Below are 15,128 nucleotides of genomic sequence, written 5' to 3' on the forward strand. Positions count from 1 at the left end.
CACACAGTGTGTGATGCCTTTACCTATTTCTACTATATGATAAGCTTGTACGAATTATGTTTGCAACTTTTTATACTTTTAAGAAGCGACGAATTGACATTACACTTCCCCACATACCGATTAAAGCCCCGATTAACACTAGTAAACCAGCTAATTGGAATACGAAAGGACTGTATGGTAGAAGTTCGAAAATTGTTCCGCCAAGTTTTTCGTTAAACACACTTTGTAGTGAATTATACGTAGCTAGAATTAAGCCAATTGGAATAATTGATCCTAATACTCCTAGGAATAATCCCTCTAATAAGAACGGCCAACGAATAAACCAGTTTGTTGCACCTACCAGTTTCATAATTTCGATTTCTGTACTACGAGCATAAATTGTAATTTTAATTGTATTAGAGATTAAGAACATCGCTGTGAATAAAAGACCTGCAATTAACGCAATCCCGATATTACGTCCTGTTTTTACAGTATCAAATAATTTTTCAACTTGACCTTTACCGTATTGAACATTACTTACAAACTGCATTTTCTCAATCTTTTTCGCGATTGTCGCTGTATCTGTTGGTTCTTTTGCTTTTACAATGAATACGTTTTTAAGTGGGTTATCTTGTTCAAATAACTCAAACGTTTTTCCGCTATCACCTAAGCTTTTAATTAAGCGTTTTAGCTCTTCTTCTTTAGAAGAATATTTAATAGATTCTACTTTTGCAATCTTACTCATATCATCTTCTAATTTCTTTTGATCAGCTTCTTTTGCTGCTGGATCAATGTGTACACGAATTTCTACATCTTGCTCTACTTTCGTCGCAAAATGGTTCATATTCATTATCGCTGTTAAAAAGACACCTACAAGTAATAATGTAACTGTTACTGCACTAACAGAAGCAAATGTCATCCATCCGTTACGTGATAGATTCTTTACACCTTCTCGCAAATGTCGACTAAGGGTCTTAGCCTTCATATCCGTATCCTCCCTCAATCTCATCTCGAACAATTTTTCCGCCTTCAATCGCGATTACACGATGACGAATTGTATTTACGATATCTGAGTTATGTGTCGCCATAACAATCGTTGTACCACGCTCGTTAATACGCGTAAAAATCTTCATAATATCAAGAGCTGTTTCAATATCTAAGTTACCTGTTGGCTCATCGGCAATTACAACCTTCGGTCTATTAACAATTGCTCTCGCAATCGCAACACGTTGCTGCTCTCCGCCCGAAAGTTCACTTGGTAGTGCGTCTGCACGATCCTCAAGACCTACAAGACCTAAAACTTCTGTTACACGCTCACGAATGGCTTCTTTTTCTTCTTCAATTACTTCTAAAGCAAACGCAACATTCTCATATACCGTTAACTTAGGTAGTAATTTAAAATCTTGGAAAATTACGCCTAATTGACGACGGAAATATGGAACATCTCTTTCTGCTAATGTTTCAATAACAAGTCCATTTACATTAATTGATCCTGTAGATGGCTTCTCTTCACGATACATCATTTTAATAAATGTAGATTTCCCGGCTCCACTCGGTCCAACTACGTATACAAACTCACCTTGTTTAATGTTAACTGTGAGACCAGCAATGGCTTTCATACCATTCGGGTACTCCTTATAAACATTCGTCATTTTTATCATTATTTATCACCCAATACTTAATGATTTTTTTCGAAATACTTTTCTGTACATCTGAAAATAAAAGATAACCTTTTATTCTCGCTTAACCACTCTTGTTGAAGGTAGCTTCCATTCATGCTTTTTATTAGCAGCGCTACTCTATGTAATATATTTCAGCAAAATTCTACAAACCTCATTGTAACATCAAACGGTTTCCAGTTCGGATACATTTTTGTTACAGTTATGTTACATCAAAAAAAAAGGAAACGAGTCGTCATAGTTCTTACCCAAAATCATTTTGGGATAAGATTATATAACCAACCCGTCCAGTTCACCCTTTTTATTTATGTTCAGCTAACCACTCAGCTACTTTTTTCGCATCCTCACCTTGAATAATTCCTGGTGACATGGAACCGCGACCTTTTTCAATAATCTTTTCAATCTCTGCTGCATCATATTTCTGTCCCACTTTTCGTAAATCCGGTCCAGTTGCTCCCGATAAATCTTTCGCGTGACAGCCTATACAACTTTTTTGGTAAATTTGCTCTGCGCTATCTGTGCTTGCAGATTGTTTCGAAGGCTTACTCTCTTCTTTATTTCCACATGCTCCTAAAGCAAAAACGACTGATGTTCCTAACGCAATAGCCAACAATTTCTTTTTCACTTCTATCGCTCCCCATTGTTGATATTCTTTTCATTCCTAACACACTCATTTTCATTATAAGCATTATCTTTATATAGAAAAACTAAGGTATATTTCATATTTTTCAAAAATACAGTAAAAACCCTGATAATATAAAGCTTTCATAAGTTGTTTCAATTCTGTGAACAACATAAAAACTTCTATAAAGAATTCTTGTTGAACAGAAAATCAGAAAAGTTCTGTTCAAGTCTTACTCTATTGCCGCTCTGTTTTACTATTCTCTACTTTTTACAATACAATATACAACATTGTATGCTACATATAATCTCATCAAAAAGAGAAGTTGTCGTTTCCAACTTCTCTTCCTCTTTACTTCATCTATAGAAATAAAATCAAATTCTTTATATCCTCGATTATCCTCAGCATACGCCGACAACTTTGTTGGCTTTTTTTCGCTTATTAGATGCGAGAACGTAAGTAAGCATCAATAAATGGATCAATTTCTCCATCCATAACTGCTTGCACGTTACCAACCTCTGTATTTGTACGGTGGTCTTTCACAAGAGAATACGGGTGGAATACGTAAGAACGAATTTGGCTACCCCATCCGATTTCTTTTTGTTCACCGCGAATTTCATCTAACTCCGCTTGTTGCTCTTCTAATTTCTTTTGGTATAATTTCGCTTTTAACATTTTCATCGCGTGCTCACGGTTTTTAATTTGTGAACGCTCTGACTGACATGTTACAACTGTGTTTGTTGGTGTATGTGTAATACGAACTGCTGAGTCTGTCGTATTAATATGCTGTCCACCTGCACCACTTGCACGGTACGTATCAACTTTTAAGTCTTCTGAACGTATTTCGATTTCAACTTCATCATTGAACTCAGGTACGACTTCACAAGATACGAACGATGTATGACGACGGCCTGAAGAATCGAATGGCGAGATACGTACAAGACGATGTACACCTTTCTCTGCCTTTAAATAACCGTAAGCGTTATGACCTTTAATTAATAAAGTAACACTCTTAATACCAGCTTCATCACCTGGTAAGTAGTCAACCGTTTCTACTTTAAACCCACGTTTTTCAGCCCAACGTGTGTACATACGTAATAACATAGAACCCCAGTCTTGTGACTCTGTTCCACCAGCACCTGGGTGTAATTCTAAAATAGCGTTATTTTTATCATAAGGATCGCTTAGTAGTAGCTGAAGCTCATACTCATTCATTTCTTGAATTAAGCCTTTCACTTCTGATTCAAGCTCCTCATGTAAATCTTCATCATACTCTTCTTTTAAAAGCTCATGCGTGATTTCTAAATTTTCGAAGGTCTCATCTAACTGACGGAACTTTCCAACCATCTCTTTCAGTGCATTAGCTTCGTTAATTACAGCTTGTGCGCCTTGTTGGTCATCCCAAAATCCTGCACCCATCATTGTCTCTTCTAACTCTGCAATTTGTTTCTCCTTAGTAGGAAGGTCAAAGAGACCCCCTAAAAGCCGCTAATCTCTTAGCCATTTTCTCTAATTCTTGTCTAATTTCTACTAATTCCATTTCCTTCACCTCTATGTAATTGCTGTTACTTTCTTATGAGAACAAGGGAAACTCTCTCCACTTATGACGGAGAGAGTTTAAACTTTCTTAATTATACATTTTTGATGTAAAATTTTGCAAAGCAATCTGGGCTACCGCCCTGTATTACTTCCCGATACCACAGCAGTTTTTATATTTTTTACCGCTACCACATTTACATAAATCGTTGCGGCCTACTTGGTCACCTTTTACAACTGGTTTTTTCTTCGCTTCTTCGCCATCGCTAGATGGATGAACAGCTTCACCTTGAACAACTTCTTGACGCTCTAAGTTTTGTTCAATTTCAGCTTTCATAATGTAACGAGAAATTTCCTCTTCAATAGAAGCAATCATTGACTCGAACATTGCGAATCCTTCCATTTGATACTCACGAAGTGGATCAATTTGACCGTAAGCACGTAAATGAATACCTTCACGAAGGTGATCCATCGCATCAATATGCTCTGTCCATTTCGTATCTACTACACGGAATACAACAACTTTTTCGAACTCACGCATTTGCTCTTCTGGCAGAAGCTTTTCTTTGTCGTTGTAACGCTCTATTAATTTCGCGATAATTGGCTCGCTCATTTCCTCTGGAGCAAGACGACGTAACTCTTCTTCTTTTATATCGCCTTCTTGCAGAAGGTTGGCATTTAAGTAGTCAACAAGACCTTTAATGTTCCAATCTTCTTCAATTTCCTCTTGTGTATGAAGCGCAACAGCACGTTCTACTGTAGATTTCATCATACCTTCAATAATACTGCGTAAATTCTCAGAATCCATTACTTCTTGACGCTGTTTGTAAATAACTTCACGTTGCTGACGAAGTACATCATCGTACTGCAGTAACTGCTTACGTGCATCATAGTTATTTCCTTCTACACGTTTTTGTGCAGATTCTACCGCACGAGAAACCATTTTACTTTCAATCGGCTGTGAATCATCCATACCAAGACGATCCATCATCGCTTTCATATTGTCAGAACCGAATCGGCGCATTAGTTCATCTTCCATAGACAAGTAGAACTGCGTTACACCAGGGTCCCCTTGACGACCAGCACGACCACGTAACTGATTATCAATACGACGGCTTTCGTGACGCTCTGTACCGATAACTGCTAGACCAACGTTTTTAATATCGTCTCCAAGCTTAATATCCGTACCACGACCAGCCATATTCGTCGCAATCGTTACAGCACCTTTCATACCAGCTTCTGCAATGATATCTGCTTCACGCGCATGGTTTTTCGCGTTTAAAATGTTATGGCGTACACCTTTACGTGTTAACATTTTTGAAATAAGCTCTGATGTTTCAATTGCAACTGTACCGACAAGAATAGGTTGCCCTTGTTTATGACGATTTACAATATCCTCAACAACTGCATTGAATTTGCCTTCCATTGATTTGAAGATTAAATCAGCACGGTCATCACGAATAATATCTTTGTTCGTTGGAATTACGATAACATTCATATTGTAAATACTACGGAATTCTTCTTCTTCCGTTTTCGCTGTACCAGTCATACCAGATAACTTTTCATACATACGGAAATAGTTCTGGAACGTAATTGTTGCGAGTGTCATACTTTCATTTTGAATTTCTACGCCTTCTTTTGCTTCAATAGCTTGGTGCAAACCTTCGCTATAACGACGACCTTTCATAAGACGACCAGTGAATTGGTCTACAATTACGATTTCGCCTTCTTGTACAACATAATCTGTATCAAGATGCATAACAACGTGTGCACGAAGCGCCTGATTAATATGGTGAAGAAGTGCGACATGTTTTAAATCGAATAAGTTTTCAATATGGAAAGCTTTCTCTGCTTTCGTAATACCATCTTCAGTTAACATTACATTTTTCGTTTTCACATCAAATGAATACTCTTTTTCATTTTCTAATGTACGAACGAATGCATTTGCAAACATGTATAGCTCTGTTGATTTTTGAGCTTGTCCCGAAATAATAAGCGGCGTACGTGCTTCATCGACTAAAATAGAATCGACTTCATCGATAATAGCAAAATGAAGTGGACGCTGAACGCACTGTTCTCTATATAAAACCATGTTGTCACGTAAGTAATCGAATCCAAGCTCATTATTTGTGCTATACGTAATATCAGCAGCATAAGCCTCTTGTTTCTCTTCGCGTGACATGCTGTTTAAGTTAATTCCTACTGTTAAGCCTAGGAACTCATGAAGTTGTCCCATTTCGCTCGCATCACGTTGTGCTAAGTATTCATTGACTGTAACAACGTGAACACCTTTTCCTGTTAAAGCATTTAAATATACAGGTAATGTAGATGTTAATGTTTTACCTTCACCCGTTTTCATCTCAGAGATATTCCCTTCATGTAAGGCAATACCACCCATTAACTGCACGCCATACGGACGCATTCCAAGAACACGAGTCGCAGCTTCGCGAACAACTGCAAAAGCTTCAGGAAGTAGATCATCTACTGTCTCACCTTTTGTTAGACGTTCTTTAAATTCAAGCGTCTTTCCTTTTAATTGTTCATCTGTTAGTGGCTTAATAGATGATTCTAATGCATCAATTTGCTCAACTGTCTTCTGCATACGTTTAATTTGGCGTTGATTTACATCAAATACCTTTTTTAAAATACCGATCATAGGAAATACGCTCCTCTTTTTTATTAAAATAAAACTTCCGATTGTTTTTTCTTTTTCTATTACAATCAGTCGTTATAAAAATCAAATGTATGTTATACCAATTTTTCTCCTAATTAAAAAAACTAAAATGTATATACCTAATGATAATTGTAACACTTGTCTTATAACTATGACAACAATCGGCCGAATGTCTCGTTCTAAATTAAGAAAACTTTTAAAAAAAATCTATTTTCAGCAAAAAAAGCGCAGCCATTTCGGCTGCGCTTTTGAATTATTATTTAGTTTCGATTAAACCATATTTCCCATCTTTACGGCCGTATACAACATTAGTTTCATTTGTATCAGCATTTGTGAAGACGAAGAAATTATGTCCTAGCATATCCATTTGTAGGATCGCTTCTTCAACGTCCATCGGTTTTAAATCAAATCGTTTTGTACGTACAAGTTCTAATTCATCCTCTTCTACCGCATCCAGAACAGCTACTGCTTCTGGAAGGATAAAGTTCGTTTTCATAGAACCTTTCTCACGTAACTTACGATTTACCTTTGTTTTATGTTTACGAATTTGTCGCTCAAGTTTATCAACTACTAAATCGATAGCAGCGTACATATCGCTATTAGTTTCTTCTGCACGAAGTAATAAATCAGTAAATGGAATTGTTACCTCGACACGTTGCTTGTCAGAGTATACTTTTAAATTAACTTTAATCTCTGGGAATGTATCAAAATAACGCTCTAACTTACTTAGTTTTTTCTCTACATATTCCTTTAATGCTGGAGTTACTTCAATATTTTCACCACGAATGTTGAATTTCATAGATGAATTCCTCCTTTCAAGCCTATGTACTATAATTTCGACATTGGCTTAAAAACTCCTTCTAACTTTTTTAAAAAAATTAGTGGAATTGCGATTTTTTTATCGTTTTTTGTTGAAATGAAAAGATGCATCGTTTCTATCTTTATTTTATCCTATTAACATCGTGAATAACGAATATAACTGTGGACAATTCGTTACAGAAAAGAAACAACTTTTTGACAACTTGATTCATAACAAAAACCCCTTGCAAAAAACAAGAGGTTCTACCATATATATAACGTTGCCACAAACGCAGCTCTCTCTTCCCAAAAACAATATTCCTACAGTTTTACAACATTAGCTGCTTGTGGTCCACGTGCTCCATCTACAATGTCAAACTCAACTTGTTGTCCTTCTTCTAATGACTTATATCCATCTTGTTGAATAGCAGAAAAATGAACAAACACATCATCACCATCTTCACGCTCAATAAACCCAAATCCCTTTTCTGCATTGAACCATTTCACTCTTCCTTGCATGTTCATTCCATTCCCTTCACTCTAAAAATCAGGGCATTCGCCCCATACTTTGACTATAACGAATGACAACTTACGAAGTCAAAGAAGACTTATCGTCTTTTTATTATCCCTTTCGACAGTTACAGATCAACTTCTACAAAGCGTCAAACTAGAAACTTCCCTTGCTCCTCTATCGTATAAAAGACTTCCAATCTGTCTAACTGTAATTCCTGTCGTATATACATCATCAACGAGTAAAATATGTTGATCATGAAACATATCTTCTCCCTGAAAATAAAAAGGATTACTTCCCGAAAGCCTTTCTTTACGTGTCTTCTTACTTTGCTTTTCTGTTTCCCTTCTTCTTAATGAGGGATAAGAAATTTTGACAGGTAAACATGCTGCTAATAACTCTGCCTGATTAAAACCACGTTCATATTCCCGTTCCCTACTAAGCGGAACAGCAATAACACTTGAAACGCTCGTAAAATGCTTTTGAAACAGCTCCCGAAAGGATCGATAAAAAATATGAACTAACTCCGCATCTCCCCGAAACTTAAACTGTGCTAATATTTCTTTCATCTCATCATCGTACACGTGCAAAGAACGATTTTTAAAAGGACGATACTTCTCCTCTTTTATCCACCTTATGCAATCCACACAAATATCATTTTCTTTATATTCGGAAGTCAAGTCCTCTAAAAGTCGCCCACACTCCATGCAAATCTCTCCTATAATATAGGAAAGTTTCCGCTCACACCTATCACATATATATTTTTTGTGAGACTTTACAAAGAAGGTGTACCAACTAACTGTTTCCAACATATACTCATCGCAAAGTAGACAATGCATTAATCGATTAATCCTTGTTCTTTCGCCTTTTTGTTCATACTTTGAATATGCCTTTTCGCGCGTACCATCGCCTCTGTCTTACCGCAATGAAAATAAACGACCTCGCCATAAGGTTCTTCAAAACTACGACCTGCTCGGCCTGCAATTTGTACAAGCGCACTTTCTGAAAAGATTTCTTCTTCCGCCCCTAACACCGCTACTTGTAAATTCTTCACAGTTACTCCTCTCTCTAAAATTGTCGTTGTAACTAATAACGGAATTTCTCCCTTTCTGAAAGCTGCTACTTTTTCTTTTCTCATCGGATCTTCTGCATGTACACCATCGATTCTAGGATCCAACGTTTTCAATATCAGGCTCAATTCTTCTATATATCGCACATGAGGAACAAATAAAAAAATGGGATACTTTTTGCTTACGTACATTTTTAACCATTGTAGTAACAATCGAGGAATTCTTTTATGGTGGAGACTTTTCTTCCAATTTCCGCACCAGCAAAATAGAGGAACTGGTAACGGATGACGATGGTATCGTCCAGAGACAATGATACCTTTTTGTTTACCACTTCTGAAATTACGCTTCCACTTTTCATCTGGAGTTGCAGTTAAATAAATACGCGCTGCTTTCTCTTTCATCGCTTGTTGCACTGCATACTGCAACATTTGATCCGCATGATACGGGAAGGCATCGATCTCATCTACAATCATGACATGAAACGCTCTATAGTAACGTAACAATTGATGAGTCGTTGCAACGACTAACGCTGCATCTTTTTCCCTATCTTCACTTCCTCCGTATAAGGACGCTACATTTACATTTGGAAACACTTTTTGTAATCTCGGCGCTAATTCTAGTACAACGTCTGTTCTTGGCGTTGCGATACAAACCCTTTCTCCTTTTCGCAATGCCTCTTCCATACCGTAAAATAGCATTTCAGTTTTTCCAGCCCCGCACACAGCCCAAATAAAAAAAGAGTCTTTCTTCTTAATAGCTTCTATAACACCTTGCGCTGCCAAATCCTGACCAGTAGACAAGGTCCCGTTCCACTGTAAAGAATTTAAGCCTTTTTCTCCTTTTCTTTCAGCGATCCCACGAACAAGTACAGCACATTCACTAACTCTCCCCATCGTTATACACTTTCGGCAATACGTACATACTTTACTGCACCTTTTACATAAAAATGATGCAAATAGCCGCTGCTCTATATTTCCGCAGCGCTGACACATATATTTAGAAGCCTTCTTTATTACACCTTGTACACATACGGCCTCTCTCTTCTTTTTCAAATCTTGTAATGTACCCCGTAAATCTGAAGAGAGTTCCTCTAATAGTAACTGTTTCCCTGTTAACATCAGCAACCACCTCCATCACTACTATAAACCCTTCTCATAATCTCGTAAAAAATCAAAAAAGCCGATAACCTACTTATAAAATAGTAAGCTATCGACTTTATACACATGTTTTATTCGTTTATAAATCCTAGAATCTACCGTATCCTAAGAAATGTTTTTGGTTGTAGCTACTGCTTAAGCTAGCGTAAGCAATCCCTTTATCACCAGCATGAATCATTTGGCCATTACCAACGTAAATACCGATGTGAGATGGACCTGGTTTATAAGTACCTTGGAAGAATACTAAATCTCCAGGTTGTGGGCTACTTACTTTAGAAACTGAATTCCAGTAACCATTAACATCTTGACGTCCTACACCGAAGACGTAAGAAATAAATCCACTACAGTCAAAACCACCGTTTGATGGAGATGCACTTCCCCAAACATATGGCATACCTAAGTATTGTTGTGCTTTACCAATTACGCCAGGAGCTGGAGCTGGGCCTGGTGTTGGTTCTGCTTTTTTCTCTTCTTTTTTAGGTGCTTCTTTTTTAGGTTCTTCCTTTTTAGGCTCTTCTTTTTGAGCTTGTCCACCATTGTTTGCTGGTGCTGCAGGTGCAGCTTGCTCTGCTGGTGCTTGTGCTGTAGGCGCTTGCGCATCTTTAGCAGCTTGTTCTGCTTGTTTTTGAGCAGCAGCTTCTTGTGCAGCTTTTTCTTGTGCTTCTTGTTCAGCAATACGTTGTAATTGTAGTGCTTGTTTTTCAAGATCTTTCAATTGACTTTCCGTACTTGTCATTGAAGTTACAACTGTATCCATTTTACCGCTTAAATCATTTACTGCTGTTGATTTTTTCGCTTTTTCAGCGTCAAGTTCTTTCTTAGCAGTTTCAATTTGAGCTTGTGCTTCTTTTAATTCTTTTTGCTTTGTTTTTACCGTTTCAACATCTTTTTTCACGTTCGCTTGATCTTCTTGTTGTGTTTTCATGATATCTTCGTCAGACTCAAGAATTTTAGAAACAGAAGTTAAACGATCAACTAAATCTGCAACGTTTTTAGAGTTTACAAGAACTTCTGTTACAACGTTCGTATTTGGTTGTTCTTGAAGTGCAACTAAACGTTTTCTTAATAACTCTTCACGTTTTGCAATTTTCGTTTGTAGTTCTGCAATATCTTTATTTTTATTTTCGATTAATTGCTCAGTATCCGCAACTTTTTTCATTGTTTCATCAAGTTTTGAAGCATTCTCTTGAACAGATTTATCCAAACCTTGAATTGTTTTGTTTAAGTCATTCATTTGTTTTTGTAATACATCACGTTCTTGTTGTTGTTTATGTAAAGTGTCATTTTGTGTATTAATTTGTGATTTCACGTCAGAAATTTTATCTTCTGCAAATACATTTGGTGTTAGTCCTGAAAACATTAACCCTGCAACTAATGCGCAAGATGCCATTTTTAGCTTTTTCATTTTATTTTTTACACCGCTTTCTTTTGTCTTTTTTCCGTATATAACCTATAAAATTTATACCATAATTCGGGATTTTTTTTGCTAATGTTACGCTATTGTAAAACAAATGTAATATTATATGTAACTCTATCGCAAAATATGCATATTTTTGTATATATGTGTAGAATTTTAAAAGCTTTTTATAAGCAAAGAAAAAACGCAAGGTTTCCCTTACGTTTTGTTAAATACACTAATACGAATGAAATCAAAACGTTATTTCATCCATTGCTCAGCCCACTTTTGGACTTCATCCATAACACTTTCTAATGCTTTCCCTTTTTCAGTTAAGCCGTACTCGATTCGAACTGGTACTTCCGGATAAACATTACGAACTACAATGCCTTCGCTTTCCAATTCCTTTAAACGCTCTGATAACATACGATCGCTCATATTCGGTATAATATCTGCGATTTCTCTAAAACGTTTTGACTCTTCAAGCAAAGATTTAATAATTAAGCCAGTCCATTTTTTACTAAGCAAAGTAAAAGCTGACTCAAACTTTGGACATAAACAAGAATTATGCTCCATATGTTTCACCTCTCTTCTATTATAATATAGTTTCTTGTAAAAAGTAAGTTATAAAACTTTCCTCATTATTTTATTTTACGCACATTTTATAATTTCCAAATATTAACTTGTCAACTACACGTAAAATATCCGTAAAAAAACCCTCTTCAAAAAGAGAGCTTTTTATATCTTATTACTTCGTATACCATCCAAGACCTAGTGCACCTTCACCTAAATGCGTACCAATTACAGCACCGAAATAACCTGTGCGGATTGTAACATGGGGATATTTTGCTTCTAATTCTGCCTTCCATTCATTCGCTTCCTCTTCACGTTGTGCATGAATGATAACTGCTTCCATAGGTACACCTTGACTTGCTTGCTCATCAAAAATTTCAACAATTCGTTTTAACGCTTTTTTACGTGTACGAATCTTTTCAAATGGAATAATGATTTTATCTCTAAAATATAAAACTGGCTTCACTTGTAACAAACTACCAATGAAAGCTTGTGCACTATTTAATCGTCCTCCACGTTGTAAATGATGTAAATCATCCACTACAAAATAAGCGTCCATCGTTTTCTTCATTTCATCAAAACGGGCAACGATCTCTTTCGGATTTTTTCCTTCGCTTGCTAGCTTTGCACCTTCACGTACATAGAATCCTTGTACTTCACAACTAATTTCAGAGTCGTACGTATATACATCAATACCCTCTACCATTTGCCCGGCTGTCGTTGCCGTTTGATATGTACCACTAATCCCACTTGAAAGATGAATGCTAATAACCGCATCATAATCCTTAGATAGTTCTTCAAATAACTCAACAAACTTTCCGATTGCTGGCTGAGAAGTTTTCGGAAGTTCTTCTTGCTCACGTACTTTTACATAGAAATCATCTACTGAAATTTCAGCTTCTTCTTGATAAGATTCCGTTCCAAACACAACGTTTAATGGAATCATATATATATTGAGTTCATCACGAATATGCTTCGGTATATATGCTGTACTATCAGTAACAATAGCTGTTTTCATTTGCGTACCTGCCTTATAAAAAAGTTTTTATTCCCTAAGTTTACACGAAAACTAAAAATGGTGCATCCATACATAAAAATGCTGATTTGAAATAATACTTACCATCTCGACAAATTACAACAAAAAGTTGAAATACTCACCAAAAATTTTAACTTATTTATAAAAAATGTTTGAATATAAAAACGCTCGCTTTTAAAATGTAAAGTACTAGTCATTTTGGTAGATAGGGGCGTATACGAGTGTTATTACAATATTTAACAATCAAAGACTACGGTGAGCACGAAATTGTCATTCAAAAATCAAGATTTATTTGTTATGTTAGCAGAGCTACAACCGAAGCAGAAGCTCAAGAATTTATACAAAAAATAAAAAAACAAAATTGGAATGCCACACATAATTGTTCTGCGTATTTGATTGGCGAACAAGATCAAATCCAAAAAGCAAATGATGACGGAGAACCTAGCGGTACAGCTGGCGTACCTATGTTAGAGGTACTAAAAAAACGCGGTTTAAAAGATACCGTCGTTGTCGTTACACGCTATTTTGGTGGCATCAAACTTGGCGCAGGTGGATTAATTCGCGCATATGGAAAATGTACAAGCGAAGGCATTAATCATGTCGGTGTTGTTCAGCGAAAACTAATGCGTGTTATGCAGACCGAAATTGATTACACATTACTTGGCAAAATTGAAAATGAATTACGTAATTCGAAATATGCCATTAAAGATATACATTATCTCGAAAATGTCACATTTGATACGTATGTAGAAGAAGACGGAAAACAAGCATTCACAGATTGGATGATTGAGTTAACAAATGGGAAATGTACAATTACAGAAGGAGATATGTTGTACTTAGAACAAGATGTTATCTAAGAATAACTACATCCTCACCTTTAAAGATTAATGTAGTGAATTACTTTCCTACAAATGAACTAAGGAGATTATATATGGAAGAACGTTATTATCATCTCCAAAATAGCAGAATAAAAAAGAAACGAAGAAGAAAGTTTTTCTACTTCCTTATTTTCGTATTTTTATTTGGTGGTGTAGGACTTTATATATTAAATTCCTACTCTTCTCTCATGGGGATGTATAGTGGTTTTACTCGTCAAAAATCGGACTTGAGAACCGAAGATGTAGAAATTACAAAGGAGCCTTTTACACTCCTCATTATGGGTATAGAAGATTATGCAACGGACGGTCAAAACGGTCGTACAGATTCATTAATGTTTGCGACCGTCAATCCTAAAACTAAAAAGATTTCGCTTATGAGTATCCCTCGTGATAGTCGCGTTCCAATTGTTGGTAAGAACAAAGAGGACAAAATTAACGCTGCGCACGCTTACGGCGGAGAAGAAATGGCAATCAAAACTGTCGAAGGTTTTCTAAAAGTTCCTGTAGACCATTATATTAAAATTGATTTCCAAGGCTTTAAAGGAATTGTTGATGCTGTTGGCGGTGTTACTGTTGATGTCCCATTCGATTTTTGGGAGCGTTCAGACGTGGATTACTACAAAAAAATCGAATTTAAGCAAGGACAACAAGACTTAAATGGGGAAGAAGCACTCGCATACGTACGTATGCGAAAGCAGGATCCAAACGGCGATTATGGTCGGGCCGCTAGACAAAGACAATTACTAGCCGCTGTTGCTCAAAAACTAAATTCAGCCTCTACCGTATTTAAAATTAAAGATTTAACAGCAGTCGTTGGAAAATATATAAAAACTGACATTCCTATTTCAGACGGACTGGCTCTTTACAATAAACTATCTGGATTTGATCCTTCTACAATGCAAACGTTCAAACTTGAAGGAGAAGACAAAAAAATAGGTGGTATTTATTACTTCCTTCCAGATCCAATCGGTGTAGAGACAGTACGTAACGAAATTAAAAAAGAATTAGGAGAAACAGCAAACACTCAAGAAAATCCAACTACAAAAACCGAATCAAACCATTCTTCAAATTCTAACTCTGACGAAAAGGCAAAGAAAGAAACGAATCAGAATCAGAACAAAGCACCAACTGAACCACCTCCTTCTACGAATGCTCATGCAGAGTGGATTATGAGAAATCAGCAATAACAAAAAGAGCCAAATCGCATATGATTTGGCTC

At 36.4% G+C, this 15,128-nt stretch carries 14 protein-coding genes; 2 read left to right on the forward strand and 12 right to left on the reverse strand.

Annotated features, from left to right (window positions below):
* Positions 1 to 70: 70 nt before the first annotated feature.
* From ftsX to fakB, 12 genes are all read right to left on the reverse strand, one after another.
* Positions 71 to 964, reverse strand: a complete 894-nt coding sequence (gene ftsX / locus ACU8YW_RS25660; RefSeq protein ID WP_087983949.1) for a permease-like cell division protein FtsX — start codon at positions 962 to 964, stop codon at positions 71 to 73.
* Positions 954 to 1,640 carry a cell division ATP-binding protein FtsE gene (gene ftsE, locus ACU8YW_RS25665; protein ID WP_000594325.1) on the reverse strand — a complete coding sequence of 229 codons (687 nt, stop codon included), beginning with the start codon at positions 1,638 to 1,640 and terminating at the stop codon, positions 954 to 956. Before ftsE ends, ftsX begins: the two co-directional genes overlap by 11 nt.
* Before the next feature lie 319 nt (positions 1,641 to 1,959).
* Complete coding sequence (cccB, locus tag ACU8YW_RS25670; protein ID WP_000727965.1) at positions 1,960 to 2,283, reverse strand: cytochrome c551; 324 nt, start codon at positions 2,281 to 2,283, stop codon at positions 1,960 to 1,962.
* Between the two features lie 438 nt (positions 2,284 to 2,721).
* Positions 2,722 to 3,820, reverse strand: a protein-coding gene (prfB, locus tag ACU8YW_RS25675) for a peptide chain release factor 2 (protein WP_096001656.1) whose coding sequence is annotated in 2 segments (ribosomal slippage) — positions 2,722 to 3,747 and positions 3,749 to 3,820 — 1,098 coding nt in all. Because the reading frame shifts where the segments join, the coding sequence is not laid out codon by codon here.
* 144 nt (positions 3,821 to 3,964) lie between these two features.
* Positions 3,965 to 6,472 (reverse strand): preprotein translocase subunit SecA, encoded by a 2,508-nt coding sequence (secA, locus tag ACU8YW_RS25680; RefSeq protein ID WP_048542521.1) that lies wholly within the window; start codon positions 6,470 to 6,472, stop codon positions 3,965 to 3,967.
* A gap of 274 nt (positions 6,473 to 6,746) precedes the next feature.
* Positions 6,747 to 7,289, reverse strand: a complete 543-nt coding sequence (hpf, locus tag ACU8YW_RS25685; RefSeq protein ID WP_000671189.1) for a ribosome hibernation-promoting factor, HPF/YfiA family — start codon at positions 7,287 to 7,289, stop codon at positions 6,747 to 6,749.
* Positions 7,290 to 7,609: 320 nt separating this feature from the next.
* The gene (cspC, locus tag ACU8YW_RS25690) at positions 7,610 to 7,807 is read right to left on the reverse strand and encodes a cold shock protein CspC (protein ID WP_001990088.1); all 198 of its coding nucleotides are present in this window, start codon (positions 7,805 to 7,807) and stop codon (positions 7,610 to 7,612) included.
* A 126-nt stretch (positions 7,808 to 7,933) separates the two neighbouring features.
* Positions 7,934 to 8,638: a ComF family protein gene (locus ACU8YW_RS25695; RefSeq protein WP_097889564.1), complete on the reverse strand. Its 705-nt coding sequence runs from the start codon at positions 8,636 to 8,638 to the stop codon at positions 7,934 to 7,936.
* A complete protein-coding gene (gene comFA / locus ACU8YW_RS25700) occupies positions 8,638 to 9,987 on the reverse strand; it encodes an ATP-dependent helicase ComFA (protein ID WP_097908207.1) in 1,350 nt (449 codons plus the stop codon). The genes ACU8YW_RS25695 and comFA overlap by 1 nt, the downstream gene beginning before the upstream one ends.
* 127 nt (positions 9,988 to 10,114) lie before the next feature.
* Entirely contained in the window at positions 10,115 to 11,431 is a 1,317-nt protein-coding gene (locus ACU8YW_RS25705) for a C40 family peptidase (protein ID WP_097908208.1), read from the reverse strand.
* A gap of 252 nt (positions 11,432 to 11,683) precedes the next feature.
* Positions 11,684 to 11,998, reverse strand: coding sequence for a winged helix-turn-helix transcriptional regulator (locus tag ACU8YW_RS25710; protein WP_088608300.1), 315 nt, complete (start codon positions 11,996 to 11,998; stop codon positions 11,684 to 11,686).
* 172 nt (positions 11,999 to 12,170) lie between these two features.
* Positions 12,171 to 13,013: a fatty acid kinase binding subunit FakB gene (fakB, locus tag ACU8YW_RS25715; RefSeq protein WP_088608299.1), complete on the reverse strand. Its 843-nt coding sequence runs from the start codon at positions 13,011 to 13,013 to the stop codon at positions 12,171 to 12,173.
* 239 nt (positions 13,014 to 13,252) lie between these two features.
* Between fakB and ACU8YW_RS25720 the strand changes: the two genes are divergently transcribed.
* The gene (locus ACU8YW_RS25720; RefSeq protein WP_000926678.1) at positions 13,253 to 13,888 is read left to right on the forward strand and encodes a YigZ family protein; all 636 of its coding nucleotides are present in this window, start codon (positions 13,253 to 13,255) and stop codon (positions 13,886 to 13,888) included.
* Positions 13,889 to 13,962: 74 nt separating this feature from the next.
* Complete coding sequence (locus ACU8YW_RS25725; protein ID WP_088608298.1) at positions 13,963 to 15,096, forward strand: LCP family protein; 1,134 nt, start codon at positions 13,963 to 13,965, stop codon at positions 15,094 to 15,096.
* Positions 15,097 to 15,128: the final 32 nt, after the last annotated feature.

The sequence above is a fragment of the Bacillus pretiosus genome (assembly GCF_052947655.1).

What these genes read in the sequence shown, in the direction of transcription:
- ftsX (WP_087983949.1), bottom strand. Translation starts at nt 964, where the DNA reads ATGAAGGCTAAGACCCTTAGTCGACATTTGCGAGAAGGTGTAAAGAAT.
- ftsE (WP_000594325.1), bottom strand. Translation starts at nt 1,640, where the DNA reads ATGATAAAAATGACGAATGTTTATAAGGAGTACCCGAATGGTATGAAA.
- secA (WP_048542521.1), bottom strand. Translation starts at nt 6,472, where the DNA reads ATGATCGGTATTTTAAAAAAGGTATTTGATGTAAATCAACGCCAAATT.
- hpf (WP_000671189.1), bottom strand. Translation starts at nt 7,289, where the DNA reads ATGAAATTCAACATTCGTGGTGAAAATATTGAAGTAACTCCAGCATTA.
- cspC (WP_001990088.1), bottom strand. Translation starts at nt 7,807, where the DNA reads ATGCAAGGAAGAGTGAAATGGTTCAATGCAGAAAAGGGATTTGGGTTT.
- ACU8YW_RS25695 (WP_097889564.1), bottom strand. Translation starts at nt 8,638, where the DNA reads ATGCATTGTCTACTTTGCGATGAGTATATGTTGGAAACAGTTAGTTGG.
- comFA (WP_097908207.1), bottom strand. Translation starts at nt 9,987, where the DNA reads ATGTTAACAGGGAAACAGTTACTATTAGAGGAACTCTCTTCAGATTTA.
- ACU8YW_RS25705 (WP_097908208.1), bottom strand. Translation starts at nt 11,431, where the DNA reads ATGAAAAAGCTAAAAATGGCATCTTGCGCATTAGTTGCAGGGTTAATG.
- ACU8YW_RS25710 (WP_088608300.1), bottom strand. Translation starts at nt 11,998, where the DNA reads ATGGAGCATAATTCTTGTTTATGTCCAAAGTTTGAGTCAGCTTTTACT.
- fakB (WP_088608299.1), bottom strand. Translation starts at nt 13,013, where the DNA reads ATGAAAACAGCTATTGTTACTGATAGTACAGCATATATACCGAAGCAT.
- ACU8YW_RS25725 (WP_088608298.1), top strand. Translation starts at nt 13,963, where the DNA reads ATGGAAGAACGTTATTATCATCTCCAAAATAGCAGAATAAAAAAGAAA.